14 protein-coding genes are annotated in these 17,126 nt (G+C 55.8%); 7 read left to right on the top strand and 7 right to left on the bottom strand.

Annotation, left to right across the window (positions count from 1 at the left end):
• Positions 1–2 precede the first annotated feature (2 nt).
• The 6 genes from ACR0AK_RS15785 to ACR0AK_RS15810 form a co-directional block, all read right to left on the bottom strand.
• Positions 3–770, bottom strand: a complete 768-nt coding sequence (locus ACR0AK_RS15785) for an SDR family NAD(P)-dependent oxidoreductase (protein ID WP_480794017.1) — start codon at positions 768–770, stop codon at positions 3–5.
• Complete coding sequence (locus ACR0AK_RS15790) at positions 770–2,479, bottom strand: IlvD/Edd family dehydratase (protein ID WP_480794018.1); 1,710 nt, start codon at positions 2,477–2,479, stop codon at positions 770–772. The genes ACR0AK_RS15785 and ACR0AK_RS15790 overlap by 1 nt, the downstream gene beginning before the upstream one ends.
• Before the next feature lie 26 nt (positions 2,480–2,505).
• Positions 2,506–3,846 (bottom strand): alpha-galactosidase, encoded by a 1,341-nt coding sequence (melA, locus tag ACR0AK_RS15795; protein ID WP_480794019.1) that lies wholly within the window; start codon positions 3,844–3,846, stop codon positions 2,506–2,508.
• Positions 3,847–3,868: 22 nt separating this feature from the next.
• Positions 3,869–4,717 carry a carbohydrate ABC transporter permease gene (locus tag ACR0AK_RS15800; protein ID WP_170418690.1) on the bottom strand — a complete coding sequence of 283 codons (849 nt, stop codon included), beginning with the start codon at positions 4,715–4,717 and terminating at the stop codon, positions 3,869–3,871.
• A 1-nt stretch (position 4,718) separates the two neighbouring features.
• The gene (locus ACR0AK_RS15805) at positions 4,719–5,642 is read right to left on the bottom strand and encodes a carbohydrate ABC transporter permease (RefSeq protein WP_170559897.1); all 924 of its coding nucleotides are present in this window, start codon (positions 5,640–5,642) and stop codon (positions 4,719–4,721) included.
• Between the two features lie 96 nt (positions 5,643–5,738).
• On the bottom strand, positions 5,739–6,998 hold the full coding sequence (locus tag ACR0AK_RS15810; RefSeq protein ID WP_170559899.1) for an ABC transporter substrate-binding protein: 1,260 nt from the start codon (positions 6,996–6,998) through the stop codon (positions 5,739–5,741).
• A gap of 151 nt (positions 6,999–7,149) precedes the next feature.
• Here ACR0AK_RS15810 and ACR0AK_RS15815 point away from each other — a divergent pair, with 151 nt between their 5' ends.
• The 7 genes from ACR0AK_RS15815 (at position 7,150) to ACR0AK_RS15845 (ending at position 15,734) form a co-directional block, all read left to right on the top strand.
• On the top strand, positions 7,150–7,956 hold the full coding sequence (locus ACR0AK_RS15815) for an IclR family transcriptional regulator (protein WP_480794525.1): 807 nt from the start codon (positions 7,150–7,152) through the stop codon (positions 7,954–7,956).
• Positions 7,953–9,011 carry an ABC transporter ATP-binding protein gene (locus tag ACR0AK_RS15820; RefSeq protein WP_480794020.1) on the top strand — a complete coding sequence of 353 codons (1,059 nt, stop codon included), beginning with the start codon at positions 7,953–7,955 and terminating at the stop codon, positions 9,009–9,011. Before ACR0AK_RS15815 ends, ACR0AK_RS15820 begins: the two co-directional genes overlap by 4 nt.
• A gap of 137 nt (positions 9,012–9,148) precedes the next feature.
• The gene (locus ACR0AK_RS15825) at positions 9,149–10,108 is read left to right on the top strand and encodes a dihydrodipicolinate synthase family protein (RefSeq protein ID WP_480794021.1); all 960 of its coding nucleotides are present in this window, start codon (positions 9,149–9,151) and stop codon (positions 10,106–10,108) included.
• On the top strand, positions 10,099–11,031 hold the full coding sequence (locus tag ACR0AK_RS15830) for a 4-hydroxyproline epimerase (protein ID WP_480794022.1): 933 nt from the start codon (positions 10,099–10,101) through the stop codon (positions 11,029–11,031). Before ACR0AK_RS15825 ends, ACR0AK_RS15830 begins: the two co-directional genes overlap by 10 nt.
• On the top strand, positions 11,028–12,266 hold the full coding sequence (locus tag ACR0AK_RS15835) for an NAD(P)/FAD-dependent oxidoreductase (protein ID WP_480794023.1): 1,239 nt from the start codon (positions 11,028–11,030) through the stop codon (positions 12,264–12,266). The genes ACR0AK_RS15830 and ACR0AK_RS15835 overlap by 4 nt, the downstream gene beginning before the upstream one ends.
• A gap of 9 nt (positions 12,267–12,275) precedes the next feature.
• The gene (locus tag ACR0AK_RS15840; protein WP_480794024.1) at positions 12,276–13,301 is read left to right on the top strand and encodes a trans-3-hydroxy-L-proline dehydratase; all 1,026 of its coding nucleotides are present in this window, start codon (positions 12,276–12,278) and stop codon (positions 13,299–13,301) included.
• Between the two features lie 219 nt (positions 13,302–13,520).
• On the top strand, positions 13,521–15,734 hold the full coding sequence (locus tag ACR0AK_RS15845; protein ID WP_480794025.1) for an NADP-dependent isocitrate dehydrogenase: 2,214 nt from the start codon (positions 13,521–13,523) through the stop codon (positions 15,732–15,734).
• A gap of 275 nt (positions 15,735–16,009) precedes the next feature.
• On the opposite strand, the gene ACR0AK_RS15850 is transcribed toward ACR0AK_RS15845, so the two are convergent.
• The gene (locus ACR0AK_RS15850; protein ID WP_170559912.1) at positions 16,010–17,116 is read right to left on the bottom strand and encodes a transporter substrate-binding domain-containing protein; all 1,107 of its coding nucleotides are present in this window, start codon (positions 17,114–17,116) and stop codon (positions 16,010–16,012) included.
• Positions 17,117–17,126: the final 10 nt, after the last annotated feature.

Genomic DNA, 17,126 nt, shown 5'->3' on the forward strand with positions numbered 1-17,126 from the left:
CTTTATCCCGTTACTACGACGCCGCCATCAATGGCCATGCACTGCCCGGTCATTGCGCGGCTGGCTTCAGAGGCCAGAAACAATGTTGGTGCGATCATGTCATCGGGTGTCAGATGTTCTTTCAGGCACTGGCGTTCCAAATGCGCCGCCAGGTCTTCGGGCGTGGCCCACATATCAAGTTGCTTTTGCGTCAAAACCCATCCGGGTGCCAGCGCATTCACACGGATTTTTTGCGGCCCCAGCTCGCGCGCCAGGGACCGGGTCATCCCAGTGATCCCGGCATTCGACGTTGTGTAGATCGGATATCCCGCATTCCCCATCATGTAGCTGATTGAGCTGAAGTTGACGATTGATCCGCCTTTGCCAGCCATTTGGCGCGCGGCCTCCTGACAGGCGAAATAGTAGGCCTTGAGATTCACCTCGATCATCCAGTCCCAGAAGTCGGGGGTGGTTTCGTCAAGCGAGTGGCGTTTGTCATTGGCTGCGTTGTTGACCAGCGCGTCTATCGGGCCATGCGCTTCTGCAGCTTTTTGCATCGTGGCATGCAGCAATTCCGTATCCGTCATGTCGCCCTGCATGAACAGCGGCGCGCGTCCGTGTTTGTCTCGCATTTCTTCAACAAATGCGGTGGCGTCTGAGCGGCCGATAAATGCAACGTTTGCGCCCTGAGCCAAAAAACCATCCGTCAGAGCGGCCCCTACACCAGAGCCGCCGCCGGTGATGTAGACCGACGCGCCGTTTAGGTCGTGGAATGTGGCTGGATTGTCCATCAGTGGCTCTCTCTGGTTACAAGGCGCGTGTCTTTGCCAACGAGAAAATCAAGGTCCGCGCCTTTGTCGGCCTGCAGAACGTGGTCGATATAGAGTTTCGCGTAACCGCGCGTGTAGTGTGGATCTTCCGGTTGCCAAGCGGTGCGGCGGGTTTCCAATTCCTTTTCATCGACCAGCAGCTCCAATTCGCCCTTGCTGGCGGACACGCGGATACGATCGCCGGTTTTGACAAGGGCCAAGGTGCCTCCGGCTTGCGCCTCGGGGCTTACATGCAGGATCACGGTGCCATATGCAGTGCCTGACATGCGCGCATCCGAGATACGGATCATGTCGCGCACGCCTTCTTTGACCAATTTTCCGGGGATTGGCATGTTTCCAACTTCGGGCATGCCGGGATAGCCCTTTGGGCCGCAGCCCTTTAGGACCAGAATGGTTTCGGACGTCACTGGCAGATCATCCCGGTCGATATTAGCTTTCAAATCCTCGATGTTCTCGAAAACGTAGACCTCAGCTTCAGTTTCCAGCAGCGTATCCGTCGCGGCCGAGGGTTTCACGATGGCCCCGTTTGGCGCGAGGTTGCCGCGCAGAACGCGCAAGCCCGCGGCAGGCTTCACCGGATCATCGAATGGGCGGATCACGTCTGGGTTAAAACACTCTGCGCCCTCAAAATGGGCCGAGATATCCTTGTTCAGAACGGTCCTTGCCGGACGTAGGAAGGTCTTTAACTCGTTCAGAACAACGGGCACTCCGCCTGCGTAGCAGAAATCTTCCATCAGGTATTTTCCAGACGGCATGCAGTTCACCAGCAGCGGGATATCCGACCCGATTTCAAAGTCTTTCAGCGTCAAATCAACACCCACGCGACCGGCAAGGGCCAGCAGGTGTACCACCGCATTGGTCGAGCCTCCAACGGCTGCGTTGGCCAGAATGGCATTCTCAAAGGCCTCTTTGGTCAGGATGTCCGAAGGTTTAAGGTCTTCATCGACCATCTCGACAATCCGTTTGCCGGTCAGGTGTGCCAGCGCCATCCGGCGGGCATCAACTGCGGGCAGGGCGGCGTTGGTTGGGAGGGACATGCCCATCGCTTCGACCAGCGACGCCATGGTCGAGGCTGTGCCCATGGTCATGCAGACCCCGGCGCTGCGCGACATGCCGGACTCGGCGTTCATGAAGTCCTTCAGTGTCATCTCACCAGCGCGTACAGCTTCTGAGAATTTCCAAACATCCGTACCCGAACCAATGTCTTTTCCCTGGTACTTCCCGTTCAACATCGGGCCAGAGCTGACCACGATCGAAGGCAGATCTACCGAAGCGGCCCCCATCAGCTGCCCCGGCGTGGTCTTATCGCAACCACCCAAAAGGACTACGCCGTCGATGCCATAGGCGCGAATAGATTCCTCGACATCCATTGCCAGCAGGTTGCGGAACAGCATGGCGGTGGGTTTCATTTGGGTCTCGCCCAGTGACATGACGGGAAATTCGACCGGAAACCCTCCGGCCTCCCAAACGCCACGTTTGACGCCTTTGGCCAGATCCCGCAGGCCCGAGTTGCAGGGCGTCAGTTCCGACCAAGTGTTGCAGATGCCAATGATCGGACGACCATCGAAGGCGTGATCGGGAAAGCCTTGGTTCTTCATCCACGATCTGTGGATAAAGCCATCCTTGTCCAGCTTGCCATACCAATGCTGAGAGCGGCGTTTTTTTGTCATTGTTTTTCAGCCTTCTTAAATTGGGATCAGGCCGCCTTGGCGGGTTTGCACCAGTCTGGCAACCAATCGGCGTGTGCCACCAACAGGTCACTAACCAAACTGCGGATCTGACGCAGGTCCAGTTCAGCGGCCGTATGCGGGTCCATCATGGCGGCGTGATAAATGTGTTCGGGGTTCTGCTCAACCAATGCCCGTACCGTCAGTTCCTGCACGTTGATCTGGCTGCGCATCAACGCGATCAGCTGCGGTGGAATGTCGGTGACGACCGAAGGTTGCACGCCGTTGGTGTCCACAAGACATGGGGTTTCTACAGCAGCACCAAGCGGAAGTTGCGGGATTTGTCCGGTGTTCGGCAAGTTTCCATACGCCACGTAAGGGGTGTCGGTCATGATCGCATTCATCAAGTCGGCCGCGAATTCATGGCTGCGGGTAACTTCAATGTCACGTCCGTCAGTCAGGGTCTTTGCCTGTTCCTTCCAACTGGCGATCTGTTCCTCGCAACGGGTTGGGTATTCATCAAGAGGGATGCTGAACTGCTCGATCAGGTCCTGTCGGCCGTCTTTGATGAACCACGGTACGTATTCCGCTAGGTGTTCGGAACTTTCCGTGCAGAAGTAGCCCAGATGATCCATCACTTCATACCGCACCTTGTTGGCGCAACGCGGCATCAACAGTGGTGGTTTTGGTATTTGTCCGCTGGCATACCCTTGCCGCAATGCAGGGTAGAGATCGCGCCCGTCGTGCTCTAACCTCAAGAAAAAGGCGACGTGGTTCACGCCTGCCACTTTGTAGCGGAATTCGTCCTTGGGCAGGTCCAGATCGTGCGCCAGTTCCTCGACCGTATTCTGGACCGAATGGCACAAGCCGACATGCTTTAGTGTCGGAAAACGCTCAGCCAGAGCCCATGTGTTGATTGCCATCGGATTTACATATTGCAGCAGCGTCGCGTTTGGGCAGAGCTGCATCATGTCTTGTGCGACGTCCCATAACACAGGAACCGTGCGCAGACCGCGCATAATGCCTCCGACGCCAAGCGTGTCGGCGATGGTCTGGCGTAGACCGTATTGTTTGGGAATCTCGAAATCCGTGACCGTGCAGGGCTTATAGCCGCCGATCTGAAAAGCGGTGATGACGAAATCGGCACCCTCCAGGGCGGCGCGCCGGTCGGCATGGGTGGAAACGGTCGCTCCTGTTCCGACAGAACGGATCATCGCGTTGGTGACGGCCTCGCTTTCTGCAAGACGCATTGCATCGATGTCCATCAGAGCAAAGTGGCTGTCGGCCAATGCGGGGGTCAATAGGGCGTCGCCCACGATATTCTGCATGAATATCGTGGAACCTGCCCCGATAAAGGTGATCTTGGTCATGTGGCAAACCTTTGGTTTGACGTTATTTTACGGCACCGAGGGTCAAACCCGCGATGAAGTGTTTCTGCATGAGGAAAAACATGGCCACCGGCGGCAACGCCGCGACGATGGAACCGGCACTCATCAATTGATAGGCAGCCCGAAACTGGGCGTTGAAACTGGTGATCCCGGCCGTCACGGGCTGGCTTTCCGCGCCCTGAGTCAAAACCACGGCCCAGAAATAATCGTTCCAGATAAAGGTAAAGATCAACACGCTGAGTGCAGCAATCGCTGGCTTCATTAACGGCAAGACAACGTACCAGAAAATACGCCATTCGCTGATGCCCTCGACGCGCGCGGCCTCAATCAACTCAAAGGGCAGGGCGCGGATAAAGTTTCGCATAAACAGGGTACAGAAACCCGTCTGGAATGCGATGTGGAACAAGACGAGGCCTGTTTTGGTGTTGTAGAGACCCAATTCCAGGGTCAGGTCGCGTACAGGGACCATCAGAATCTGGAACGGGACAAAGTTGCCCGCAACAAACATGAAGAAGATCCAGAGGTTTGAGCGGAATTTGTAGATCCCCAGTGCGAACCCGGTCATACAGCTAAGTGCTACGGCCCCGATCACAGTTGGAACGGTGATTAGGAACGAATTCAACAGATAGCGCGGCATGTCCGAGTTGAAAAATACCTGCCCATAGTTATAGGCGCCCTCAAAACTGGACGGCATTCCCCAGTAGTTTGCGTTGGTAAAGTCGGCGGCCGGTTTGACCGAGAACAACGCCACCGCCAGTAGGGGGCCGAGCCACAGCAGCAGAGCCAGCGGCAGCATCGCCTGGTAGGTGATCTGTGCCCCGCGGGGTTGTTTTTCGATGGGTTTGGGAAACATCTTAGTGCCCCCTTTCTTCGCGATACATCGACCACAGGAAATAGGCGATGAAGCAGAGCATGATCAGGAAAAGGATCACCGCGATAGCCGCGCCATAACCCATGCGGAAGCCGTATTCTGACAGCGCGACCTCGAACATATAGTAGGCCAGCACACGAGACGAGCCGAACGGACCGCCCTGGGTCATGATCGATATCAGATCGAAGGAACGCAAAGCGCCAATGATGGTGACAACAAAAGCAATGAAAGTCGCCGGGCGCAGTTGCGGCAGAATGATATGCCACAGCATTCTGCCGCCTTTTGCACCATCCAGACGGCCGGCCTCAATCTGTTCAGGGTCCACGGCGTTCAGGCCAGTGAGGTAGAGGATCATGCAATAAGCCGTTTGTGGCCAAAGACCAGCAAAGATGATGCCGTAGGTGACAAAACGTTCGTCCCCCAGCACGTTCAACGGGCCGAAGCCGAAGAGGCCGAGGAATTCGTTCAACAGGCCAAATGTCGGATCATAGAACCAGGTGAAAACGAGGCCAACAACAACCTGTGAGATTACGAAGGGGAAGAAGAACAGCGACTTATACAGTCGGATTCCCCAGACGGTCTGGTTCAGGAACAGTGCAATGAACAGACCTGCAGGGATCGCCAACAGGTACATGATCAACCAGATCAGGTTGTTCTTCAGTGAAATATAGAACGCATCACGATCAACAAACTCCCAATACAGGTCTTCGTAGTTGCGAACGCCTACATACTCCGCTGCGCCGAGCCCATCCCATTCGTACAAAGACAGATTGAAGGATTGGAACACCGGAATGATCACATAGACCATGAAGAACAGCAGGCCCGGCGCCAGAAAGAGCCAGGGCGCTATGCGCTGTTGATTTCTGTGGAACCAGCTTTCCTGTTCGGGGACATCGACGGCTGACATGCGCTCACTCGGATTTAGGTCAAAGGTGTAAGCCGGGAATGCACCCGCCTTACGCACGAAGTGGTGCAGGCCGGGCAGAAGCCCGGCCAGACCGGTTTAGTTCTCGTAGATGCGCTCACGCGCACGTTCCAGCTTGGACAGGATGCGGTCAACATTGTCCGGCTTGACCATGAATTCCTGGAAGCCTTCCATCGACACTTTCGCCATTTCCGCAGGCGCGTCCCGGTCCCAGAACTGAGCGACGCCACCGGGGCTGTTGGCTGACAGCATCTCAAACCCTTGCTGCAGGAACTTGTCGTCATCAACGGATGACTGAGCGTTCACAGGCAGCTGACCGAGATTTGCGCCATTGTTGATTTCCGTCTGCTCCGCCGCGGATACGGCAAAACGCAAGAACTCACGCGCGGCTTCTTTGTTCGAAGCATTGGCCGGGATGTGGAAGGTATCGGTTGGCGCGTCTTCTGCCAATTCGACGTCCGGGTTGATAGAAACGAATTGGTAGAAGTCCAACTGGTCATCGGTCAAACCCGCTTCGCGCAGCGGTGCAACGGCAAAGTTACCCATCAGGTACGCAGCGGCTTCGCCATTGACCATAAAGGGCAGGGCTTCTTGCCAGCTATAAGTTTGATGATTGTCGACGAAGGCGCCCATGTCGATCAGCTGTTTCCAGTTGGCGAAGGTTTGCTTGACCCGGTCGTCTTCCCAGCTGATTTCACCATTGGCGAGCTGGTTGTGGAAGTCGAACCCGTTGGTGCGCATGTTGAGATAGTCGAACCAACCGCCAGCGGTCCACAGGAACTTGGTGCCGATGGTATAGCAGGCACGACCGGAATCGACGATCTTCTGACAGTTTGCCAGTTCTTCTTCCCAAGTTGTGGGTTCGGTCAGGCCCAGCTCGTCAAAGATGTCTTTGCGATAGTAAACGCCCCACTGATAATAGGTATAGGGGACGCCCCACTGCTTGCCGTCGATGGTCATTGCACCCTTGGTCGACGCCAGGTTCTCGGCGATCTCAGGCTCTGCCCATAGATCCGACACGTCTTCGAACAAGCCCGCTTCGACATAGGGCTTCATGCGGTTTGCCGCATACCACGTCGCCACGTCCGGCGTATCCGCAGTCAGAAAGTTGCGGATCTGGGTCTTGTATGCCTCTCGGTCGATCACCGTGGTTTCGATTTCCAGACCCGGATGCTGTTCCGCGAATCGATCGATCATCGCCTCCATCGTCGCGCGCGGCGCCGGGTTGGACGTGTCGAGAAAGATTCGCAGCTCGCCGGTCAATTCGGCAGCAACAGGTGCCGCAAGTGCGGCACTGGCTGCCAAAGCGACAGCGGTGCGCTTGAACATGGAATGCATGGTTTCCTCCCTTAGCTTCCATTTTTATGTCATTAAGGTTCCAAATAATGAAACCGTGTTTTATATATTGAAAACTACACATCGACTCGGTTAGTCTTGTCAAGACCCTCGTGCCGATTGCGATGGGTTAATGGGAGGAGAACAGGCACCTGTGGCTGGTGACGGAACAATAGGAAAAGCATGTGACGTGCTGGATCAGGTGGCGGCATTTGCGCGACCGGTGCGGTTCGCCGAGCTGTTGGAAAGCAGTAACTTTCCCAAAGCGACCCTGTATCGGTTTCTGCAAACGCTGACCAATCAGGGAATGTTGTCATATGACCCGGACCGACAGACATATACGCCCGGGTTGCGGCTGGTTCGGCTGGCGCATGCGGCATGGACGCAAAGTTCGCTTGCGCCCATTGCGCGACCGTTTCTGGACATATTGAGCCGGGAAACAGGGGAAACGGTGCATCTGGCGCAGCTCGATTCCAATCAGGTGCTTTATGTGGACAAACGCAACGCGGCCCAGCCGATTGAGATGTATTCGCAGGCCGGCAAAGTCGGTCCCGCCTATTGCACCGGTGTGGGTAAGGCCATGATGGCGTACCTGGATGACGTTGCGCTGGACCGCGCCGTTTCCCAACAAAGCTATCACCGCTTTACCGACAAGACACTGACCTCAGAGGCGGCGCTGCGCGCCGATCTCGATCTGATCCGCAGCCGTGGTTATGCCGTTGATGACGAAGAACACGAGCCCGGTATCATCTGCATTGCCTGCCCTGTTCTGACTTCGGGCGGGCGAATGTTGGGGGCGATTTCCGTAACCGGATCGACCGAGCGGATGAATTTCGACCAATTGGAAACCTGGGTTCCTCGTGTTCGCCGTGTGGCCGAACATATCGGAGCCGAAGCACAGGCCTGGCGGTTCCCCGAGACCCGCCCGGGCGCCGAAACAGACAGGATGCAAGCGACATGACAGGTGTGACTCTGAACCAGGCGATCAAGCGGTATGGCGAGACGCAGGTTATTCACGGCATTGATCTGGAAATCGAAGACGGAGAGTTCTGTGTCTTCGTAGGCCCGTCTGGTTGCGGCAAATCCACCTTGCTGAGAATGATCGCGGGCCTTGAGGAAACAACCCAGGGGCAAATCCATATTGGTGCCCGCGAAGTGACCCATATGGACCCGGCCAAGCGTGGCGTGGCCATGGTGTTTCAGACCTATGCCCTTTATCCGCACATGACAGTGGCCGAGAACATGGGCTTTGGGCTGCGCATGAATGGCGTGGAAAAGTCAGAGATCAACAAGAAAGTGCAAGAAGCGTCTAACATCCTCAAGTTGGATCAATACCTTAAACGCAAGCCCAAGGCCCTTTCAGGCGGTCAACGACAGCGGGTTGCCATCGGGCGCGCCATCGTGCGAGGCCCGGAGGTTTTCTTGTTCGACGAACCGCTCTCCAATCTTGATGCCGAGCTGCGTGTCGAAATGAGGGTCGAGATCGCACGACTGCACAATGAAATTGGCGCGACGATGATCTATGTGACCCACGATCAGGTCGAGGCAATGACAATGGCCGACAAGATCGTTGTGCTGCGTGATGGTCGGATCGAACAGGTCGGCGCGCCGATGGATTTGTATCGGGACCCAGATAACCGTTTTGTGGCGGGATTTATCGGGTCGCCGGCCATGAATTTCCTTGATTGCGATATTGTCGATGGAAAGGTCTCGCACCCTGCTCTCAGTGAACTGTTGGACTTACCTATCAATGTACCGGCTGGGATGAGCAAAGTGACTCTTGGCATGCGTCCGGAACACATCACAGTGGATCGGTCAGGTGACACTTGCACGGTTGACCTGACCGAAGCGCTTGGAGGCGTTAGCTATACGTACCTGCTGACGCCCAACGGAGACAAATTGATCGTCGAAGAGCGGGATGATCAGCGCAGCAAGCAAGGTGAGCGCATCGGGCTTATTGTCCGACCGGAACGCGCCATGCTGTTTGATCCCAAGACAGGTCACAGGCTTCGCTGAAAAAACTCTTATTGTGATATGAGCGCGCCCGATCACTGATCCGGCGCGCTTTCAATTTTTCTGGATTTTGTATCCAATATCCGTTATTGGCGATTCCGAAAGCGCGTCCAATCGCCCATCGCTCGAGGATTTTACCAATGTCGACCAACGTGTTCACCGGCACGATGCCTGCTCTGATGACCCCCTGCAAACCTGACCGCACACCTGACTTTGATGCGTTGGTGTCCAAAGGAAAGCAGATGATCGACGCGGGCATGTCCGCAGTCGTTTACTGCGGTTCTATGGGGGATTGGCCCTTGTTGACAGATGCGCAGCGGATGGAAGGGGTTGAGCGTTTGGCCGATGCGGGTCTGCCTGTCGTCGTCGGCACCGGGGCAATTAACACCAAATCCGCCGAAGCCCACGCGGCGCATGCGCAAAAGGTGGGCGCTGTCGGCCTGATGGTCATTCCGCGCGTGTTGTCCCGCGGTAGTTCACCCGCTGCGCAAAAGAACCATTTCAAAGCGATCTTGTCTGCCGCACCTGATGTTCCGGCGATTATCTACAACAGCCCATACTATGGCTTTGCGACACGCGCGGACTTGTTTTTTAACCTGCGCGCGGAACATTCAAACCTGATCGGTTTCAAGGAGTTCGGTGGCAAAGACGACCTGCGCTATGCGGCTGAAAACATCACCAGTCAGGACGATCAGGTCACCCTGATGGTTGGTGTTGATACCGAGGTTTACCACGGTTTCGTAAATTGCGGTGCAACCGGGTCGATCACGGGAATAGGCACAGCCTTGCCGCGCGAAGCTTTACTGCTGGCCGCCCTGTCCAAAAAGGCGGCGCAAGGCCATGCCGAGGCCCGCCAGCGTGCGCAGGAACTCACAGAGGCGATTCAAGTGCTTTCCAGTTTTGACGAAGGCCCGGATTTGGTGCTGTACTACAAGCACTTGCTGGTCCTGAACGGAGAGCAGGAATACCGTCTGCACTTTAACGAAACGGATGAACTGACCGATGCACAGCGTAACTATTGCGAGCAGCAATATGATCTGTTCCAAACATGGTTCGCCGATTGGTCGAGGCAGGGTGGGGTGATCGCTGAATGCATGTGATCGACAGTCACACGGGCGGTGAACCGACGCGCGTCATTCTGGATGGCGCGCCGGAACTTGGATCCGGGTCTTTGACTGAGCGGGCAAGCCGCCTGGCGACCGAGCATGAGGCGTTCTATCGCTCGGTCATGTTAGAGCCGCGCGGTCAGCCTGCTATGGTTGGTGCGTTGTTGGTCGAGCCTGTTGATCCGACATGCGTGGCCGGGGTTATCTACTTTGACGTCGATGCCGTCTTGGGCATGTGCGGTCATGGCACCATTGGCTTGACGGTCACGCTGGCTCACTTGGGGCGAATTGGCATTGGCCAACACCGGATCGAAACGCCTGCCGGTGTAGTGACGGTAAAATTGCACGACGCCAACACGGTTACCGTGACAAACATCGAAAGTCGGAGGGTTCGTCAGGGCGTTACCTTTAATGTCGCAGGCTATGGCCAGATCACAGGCGACGTTGCATATGGCGGCAACTGGTTCTTCATCGTTGACCCCAGCCCGATCCCGGTCGAGCCTGCCAATATTCGCGAACTGACGGATATGACGATCGCCATCCGAGAGGCTTCGATCACGCGCGGGGTTGGCGGCGAAAAAGGCGAACCAATTGACCACGTTATCTTTCAAGATGATTCACCAGATCCGTCAGTTTACAGTCGCAATTTCGTTCTGTGCCCGGATGACAATTACGACCGCTCTCCCTGCGGAACCGGCAGTTCAGCCCGGTTGGCCTGTCTGGCGGCGGACGGGCGTCTTGCTCCGGGCCAAGTGATCATCCAGCAAAGCGTAATTGGCAGTTCCTATCGGCTGTCCTATCAACCCGGGTTCAACGGGGGCATCATTCCTTCGATCACCGGCCAATCCTTCGTCATGGCCGACGCCAAGTTGTTCTTCAACAAAGATGACCCTTTCAGAAGCGGTATCGATACATGACCGCACATGTTGTTGTCATCGGTGCCGGAGTAATTGGAATAACAACCGCGCTGGAATTGCAGCGAAGAGGGCATTCAGTACTTGTCTTGGATCGGAAAGGCGTTGCTGCTGAAACATCAGCTGGCAACGCTGGTGCGTTTGCCTTCTCGGAGGTCGAGCCTCTGGCCACGCCGGGTATCATGCGAAAAGCTCCGAAGTGGTTATTGGACCCGTTGGGCCCACTGTCCATTCCTCCGGCATACGCGTTGAAAATTGCACCTTGGATGTATCAGTTTTGGCGGTCCAGCCGTCCGGATCGATACAAAGATCTCCTTGGAGCTCAGGCCAGATTGATGGCGCTATCCAAAACTGCACTTGAACAGTTGATATCAAACATCGATGGCGAACAATTGTTGCAGCGCGACGGTCAGATGCAATTGTACGAAACCGAAGCCGAGTATCGCGCCAGTTTACCAACTTGGGACTTGCGGCGAGAACATGGGATCGAGTTTGAGCTTCTGGAAAGCCAAGGCGCGATTGCTGAGAAACAGCCAGGCCTTAGCGCTCGGTTCACCCATGCCGGGTTTACCCCGAATTGGCTGAACACTGTAGACCCAAAGCTGTGGGTTGAACATCTTGCCAAAGTTTTTCAAGACCGCGGCGGTCAAATTAAAAAGAAAGAAATCCGAAACTTGTCGCCGCAGGACGATGGTGTACGGATCGAATGTGCAGACGAGGCACTCCGCGCCGCAAAAGTGGTGGTTGCCGCGGGTGCCTGGTCTCATCTCATCGCGCAAACACTGGGCGATCGCATCCCCCTTGAAACCGAGCGAGGATACAATACCACGTTGCCCGAAGGTGCATTCGATTTGCGTATGCATCTGACATTCTCACGCCACGGCTTTGTTGCCAGCAAAATAAATGGCGGTGTGCGCGTGGGGGGGGCGGTTGAACTGGGCGGATTAACCTTACCACCAAATTACAAACGCGCTGACACATTGTTGGAAAAGGCGGCAGCGTTTCTGCCCGGTCTGAAGACGGACAGGGGTACGCAATGGATGGGATTTCGTCCATCACTACCGGACAGCATTCCGGTGATTGGCACATCCCGAAAAACACCGGATGCTATTTATGCCTTCGGCCACGGTCATCTGGGCCTGACCCAATCTGCGGGAACTGCTCAAATTGTAGGGGCTTTGATCGATGGTCGAGACTCGCCTATATCGATGTCGCCTTACGCCGCTTCTCGATTTTAAGGAGAGGATATGCGCAGTATCAAAACCATTCATGTTGTGTCGGCCCATGCCGAAGGCGAGGTCGGTGACGTAATCGTTGGTGGTGTTGCACCACCGCCAGGTGACACGATATGGGAGCAACGATCGCATATCGCCCGCGACCAAACTTTGCGCAACTTTGTACTAAACGAACCGCGCGGCGGTGTGTTTCGGCACGTCAATCTGCTGGTCCCTCCCAGACACCCCGAAGCTGACGCCGCCTTTATCATTATGGAGCCTGAGGACACGCCGCCTATGTCCGGCTCAAATTCTATCTGTGTCGCCACCGTGTTGTTGGACAGCGGCATCATCCCTATGAAAGAACCTGAGACCACTCTGACGCTTGAAGCGCCGGGCGGGCTGGTTCGCGTGCGCGCTGTGTGCCAAGACGGTAAGGCCGTTCGGATTCATGTGCAGAATTTGCCGAGTTTCGCGGGCAAACTCTCGGTTCCATTGGAAGTGCCGGGTGTGGGGACGTTGACCGTAGATACGGCCTATGGTGGCGATAGTTTCGTGGTCGTAGATGCCGCGGAAATCGGGTTTGATGTAACCGAAGACGAAGCGCGTGAAATCGCTCGGATGGGCGTTACGATTACGAATGCCGCAAATGAGCAATTGGGGTTTTCGCATCCTGAAAACCCGGATTGGTCCCACATTTCCTTTTGTGCCTTTTGTGGTCCGCTCGAAAAATCCCAAACTGGATGGCGCGGAAAGTCGGCTGTTGCCATTCAGCCCGGCAAAGTGGATCGTTCGCCCACCGGCACGGCGGTTTCCGCACGTATGGCGCTTATGGCAGCCAAAGGGCAGATGGCGATCGGGCAAACCTTCGAGGCCATTTCGATCATCGGCTCTTGCTTTACAGGACGGATTGTTCAGGAAACACAAATTGGTGCCCGATCCGCAATTGTCCCAGAAATCAGCGGACGCGGTTGGATTACAGGCACCCATCAACACATGCTTGATCCTGACGACCCGTGGCCAGCGGGGTATCGGTTGAGTGACACGTGGGGCGCTTAATTTTTGCACAATACTTCAAGAAACTCGGGCTTTGATGTGCCCCGTGGCAATATGCGCCGCATCTAGACGATTGATCCCAACTCCATCCTGATTTAAGGGAGGCCCTGTCAATACAGAGTCACCGTTGGGCGGTAGGTTAATCGCGCCCATCCTTCGCCACCCATATGTGGCACACTCTTGGATCGCACGCCCCGAAAGGCTTAAAAAAGGTAAAAGAATATGGCAGATAACTCGAACTTCGACATATTGTATACCATTGTAGACGAAGCGCCCGAACTGGCCAGCGCCTCGTTCCTGCCCATCATTCGCAAGTTTGCCAGCGCCGCAGGTGTTAGTGTTGGCACCAAGGATATATCTCTGGCCGGACGTATTCTGGCAACTTTCCCGGAGAACCTGACCGATGCGCAGCGGATCTCCGATGATCTGGCAGCGTTGGGTGAACTGGTAAAAACACCGGACGCCAACGTGATCAAGCTGCCAAACATCTCGGCCTCGGTCCCGCAGCTGGTTGCAGCAATCGAAGAGCTGCAGTCGCAGGGCTACGACATCCCGAATTATCCCGAAGAGCCCTCAACCGACGAGGAAAAAGCGATCCGCGCACGGTATGACGCCATCAAAGGCTCGGCTGTGAACCCGGTTCTGCGGGAAGGCAACAGCGACCGCCGTGCAGCGCGTGCGGTAAAGAACTACGCCCAAAAGAACCCTCATTCGATGGGTGAGTGGGCCTCGGACAGCAAGACCAAAGTGTCATCGATGTCTGGCAATGACTTTTACGCCAACGAGAAGTCGGCGACCATATCCGCCGCCCAGGCGGGCGATGCCAAGATCGAATTTGTCGGCAAAGACGGCAACGTCACCGTCCTAAAGGATGCTTGGCCATTGGCCGAGGGCACCGTTGCGGATGCCACTTTCATGTCAGTTAAAGCGCTGTCATCCTTCCTGGCGGACGCCATCGAGGACACCAAGGAAGACGGCACAATGTTCTCGCTGCACATGAAAGCTACGATGATGAAGGTCTCGGACCCGATCATCTTTGGGTATGCCGTCAAAGCGTGGCTGGCTCCGGTGTTCGAGAAATTTGGCGCAGAGCTGGACGCATTGGGAGTGAACCCCAACTCGGGTCTGGGTGACTTACTGGAACGTGTTCAGGGCAACGCTGAAATCATGGCGGCAATTGACGCGATCAAGGCTGACCGCCCGTCCATGTACATGGTCGATTCAGACAAGGGCATTACCAACCTGCACGTGCCGTCGGACGTGATCATCGACGCCTCGATGCCTGCCGTGATCCGCGCAGGCGGTAAGGGTTGGGATGAGGCTGGCGCGAAGGGTGACACCAACTGTGTGATCCCCGACCGCTGCTATGCTCCTGTGTATGACGAATCCATCAACTTCTTCAAAGCCAACGGCGCGCTGAACCCGGCCACCGCCGGTGCCGTGGCCAACGTAGGCCTGATGGCGCAGAAGGCCGAAGAATACGGCTCGCACCCGACCACGTTTCAGGCCCCAGCCGATGGCGTAATCCGTATCGTTCTGGCTAATGGGGAAACGCTGCATTCGCACGAGGTCGAAAAGGGCGACATCTGGCGTGCTTGCACTGTGAAGAAGGCTCCGATTGAAAATTGGATCCAGCTGGCGATTGACCGTCAGCGCCTGACCGGATCCGAAGCGATCTTCTGGCTGGACGCAAACCGCGCCCATGACGCGGAGCTGATCAAATACGTCAAACCTGCGCTCGAGGCAGCTGGCGCGGCTGACAAGTTCTTGATCATGGCCCCTCGCGAAGCAACCCGTCAGTCGCTGGAGACTATCACAGCAGGCAAGGACAGCATCGCTATCACGGGTAACGTGTTGCGGGATTACCTGACCGACCTGTTTCCAATTCTGGAGCTGGGTACATCGGCCAAAATGCTGTCGATCGTCAAACTGATGAACGGTGGAGGCTTGTTCGAAACCGGTGCAGGTGGGTCCGCTCCGAAACATGTGCAGCAATTGGTCGAGGAAAACCACCTTCGCTGGGACTCGATGGGTGAGTTCTGTGCTCTTGGTGAATCACTGAACTTCTTGGCTGACAACAAAGGCAACGCCAAGGCAGGCGTTTTGGGTGCCGCAGCTGAAGCGGCAACGCAGGGCATTCTGGACAACAACAAGTCGCCCAGCCGTAAAGTCGGGCAGCCGGACAACCGTGATAGCCACTACTGGTTCGCGCGTTACTGGGCCGAAGCCCTTGCCGCGCAATCGGATGACGCGGAACTGGCGGCTGAATTTGCGCCAATCGCAAAAGAGCTGGCAGAAAAAGAAGATCAGATCCTGTCGGAGTTGGCAAACGCTCAGGGTCCAGCCGCGGACCTCGGCGGGTACTACCACACCGATCCCGCCAAAACCGCAGCGGTAATGCGCCCTAGCGCAACACTGAACGCGATCATCGGCTGACAGATTTTCCCACGCTTTGCGGCGTGGGTACTTCCGATTTCGTAAAATCCAAAGAAAAAAGGGCCGACCCCCAAAGCCGGCCCTTTTTTGAGTGAGTGGTCAGGCCGAAGCCTCACCGGTCTACTTGATTTCACGATAACCCTTTCGTGAAATTTGGATATTAGGGGATTCCCGTATTTCTGTGTTATTTGCGGCGAATTTATCTCTAAATGGTTGATAAAAAATAAAAAGGGCCGGTCGTAAGACCGGCCCTTTTCGTTCGGAAATCTGATAGATCAGTTAGATGCCGCGTTCAGTTTTTCGTTTTGTTCGCGAAGAGTGTCCGAGATGATCGCGTACCATTCGCCGGACTCACGCATTTCGTTCAGGCCCTTGTTCATCATCGCGATATATTCGCGTGCGAACGGGTTGGTGCGGTGCGCAAGGAAGCTCATCGAGGACAAGGTCGAAACATAAGGGTTTTCAACCAGATCAGACGAAGTCAGTCCCATGTCGTTCATGGTCGAAGCGAACAGATCGACCTCGAACGCGGCGACATCCGCCGTGCCGGTCAGAACGGCATCAAGACATTCGCGGGCCGAGTTGGGTTGGACCACAGTTGTGTTTTCGCGGTTCAATCCGACTTCTTCCAGAACAACCATGCTCCAGCCTGACATGCGGCAAATGGTAGAACCTACAAAGTCGTCGAATTTGGTCGCGCTGGCGTAGTCGCTTTCCGGCAGTGTGAAGAAACCGCCTACGATGTCGTAAACAGGGACAGAAGCCACGAATTGCGTGCAACGCGCTTCGGTTTCTGACGACCATTCGTACGAGCGGTTCGTACAATCCGGGACAGTCCATGCGATCGAAATATCGAACGCGCCAAGTGGCAACAACGTGTCCAGATGCGAGCTCCAGTCATCAACAAAACTGACCGAGTAATCGCGGCTGTTGCCGGCACGTTGAAGACTGGTCGTAGCCAGACGGGTCATGATGCCGCCGCCGCCCAGTGCTTCGCTGGTAAAGGGTTCCCAGCCGTTACCCGCAACCATTTTGATCGGCGGTGCATAGACATTCGAACGCTTGACGCTTGCTGCACGTTGCTCTTCCGCAGCGATCAGTTCCTGCGCGGATTGACCGTTTGGCAGGCTGCCATCTTCACAGGGCAAGGCCAGAACCAGACCTGGCGCAAGGTCGTTCGGGTTGGTGATGATGTTACGGTTTGCGTTAAAGATGGGCTGATAGTTTGACGTTCCGTAGGCAGCGATCGCGATGGTGGCCATCGTGTCACCGTCCGAGACCGTGTAGTTTGAACAGGCTTCCTGCGCTGCCGCTGCGCCTGCGGTGAGTGTGAGGACGGCAGTCGCCGTCATCACCTTGGTGTTAAGTTTTTGTTTATGCATTATTTTTCCT

The organism is Ruegeria sp. BI12 (assembly GCF_056537985.1).

Excerpts from the sequence above, each read along its gene's own strand:
- ACR0AK_RS15785 (WP_480794017.1), bottom strand. The coding sequence starts at position 770 with ATGGACAATCCAGCCACATTCCACGACCTAAACGGCGCGTCGGTCTAC.
- ACR0AK_RS15790 (WP_480794018.1), bottom strand. The coding sequence starts at position 2,479 with ATGACAAAAAAACGCCGCTCTCAGCATTGGTATGGCAAGCTGGACAAG.
- melA (WP_480794019.1), bottom strand. The coding sequence starts at position 3,846 with ATGACCAAGATCACCTTTATCGGGGCAGGTTCCACGATATTCATGCAG.
- ACR0AK_RS15800 (WP_170418690.1), bottom strand. The coding sequence starts at position 4,717 with ATGTTTCCCAAACCCATCGAAAAACAACCCCGCGGGGCACAGATCACC.
- ACR0AK_RS15805 (WP_170559897.1), bottom strand. The coding sequence starts at position 5,642 with ATGTCAGCCGTCGATGTCCCCGAACAGGAAAGCTGGTTCCACAGAAAT.
- ACR0AK_RS15810 (WP_170559899.1), bottom strand. The coding sequence starts at position 6,998 with ATGCATTCCATGTTCAAGCGCACCGCTGTCGCTTTGGCAGCCAGTGCC.
- ACR0AK_RS15820 (WP_480794020.1), top strand. The coding sequence starts at position 7,953 with ATGACAGGTGTGACTCTGAACCAGGCGATCAAGCGGTATGGCGAGACG.
- ACR0AK_RS15825 (WP_480794021.1), top strand. The coding sequence starts at position 9,149 with ATGTCGACCAACGTGTTCACCGGCACGATGCCTGCTCTGATGACCCCC.
- ACR0AK_RS15830 (WP_480794022.1), top strand. The coding sequence starts at position 10,099 with ATGCATGTGATCGACAGTCACACGGGCGGTGAACCGACGCGCGTCATT.
- ACR0AK_RS15835 (WP_480794023.1), top strand. The coding sequence starts at position 11,028 with ATGACCGCACATGTTGTTGTCATCGGTGCCGGAGTAATTGGAATAACA.
- ACR0AK_RS15840 (WP_480794024.1), top strand. The coding sequence starts at position 12,276 with ATGCGCAGTATCAAAACCATTCATGTTGTGTCGGCCCATGCCGAAGGC.
- ACR0AK_RS15845 (WP_480794025.1), top strand. The coding sequence starts at position 13,521 with ATGGCAGATAACTCGAACTTCGACATATTGTATACCATTGTAGACGAA.
- ACR0AK_RS15850 (WP_170559912.1), bottom strand. The coding sequence starts at position 17,116 with ATGCATAAACAAAAACTTAACACCAAGGTGATGACGGCGACTGCCGTC.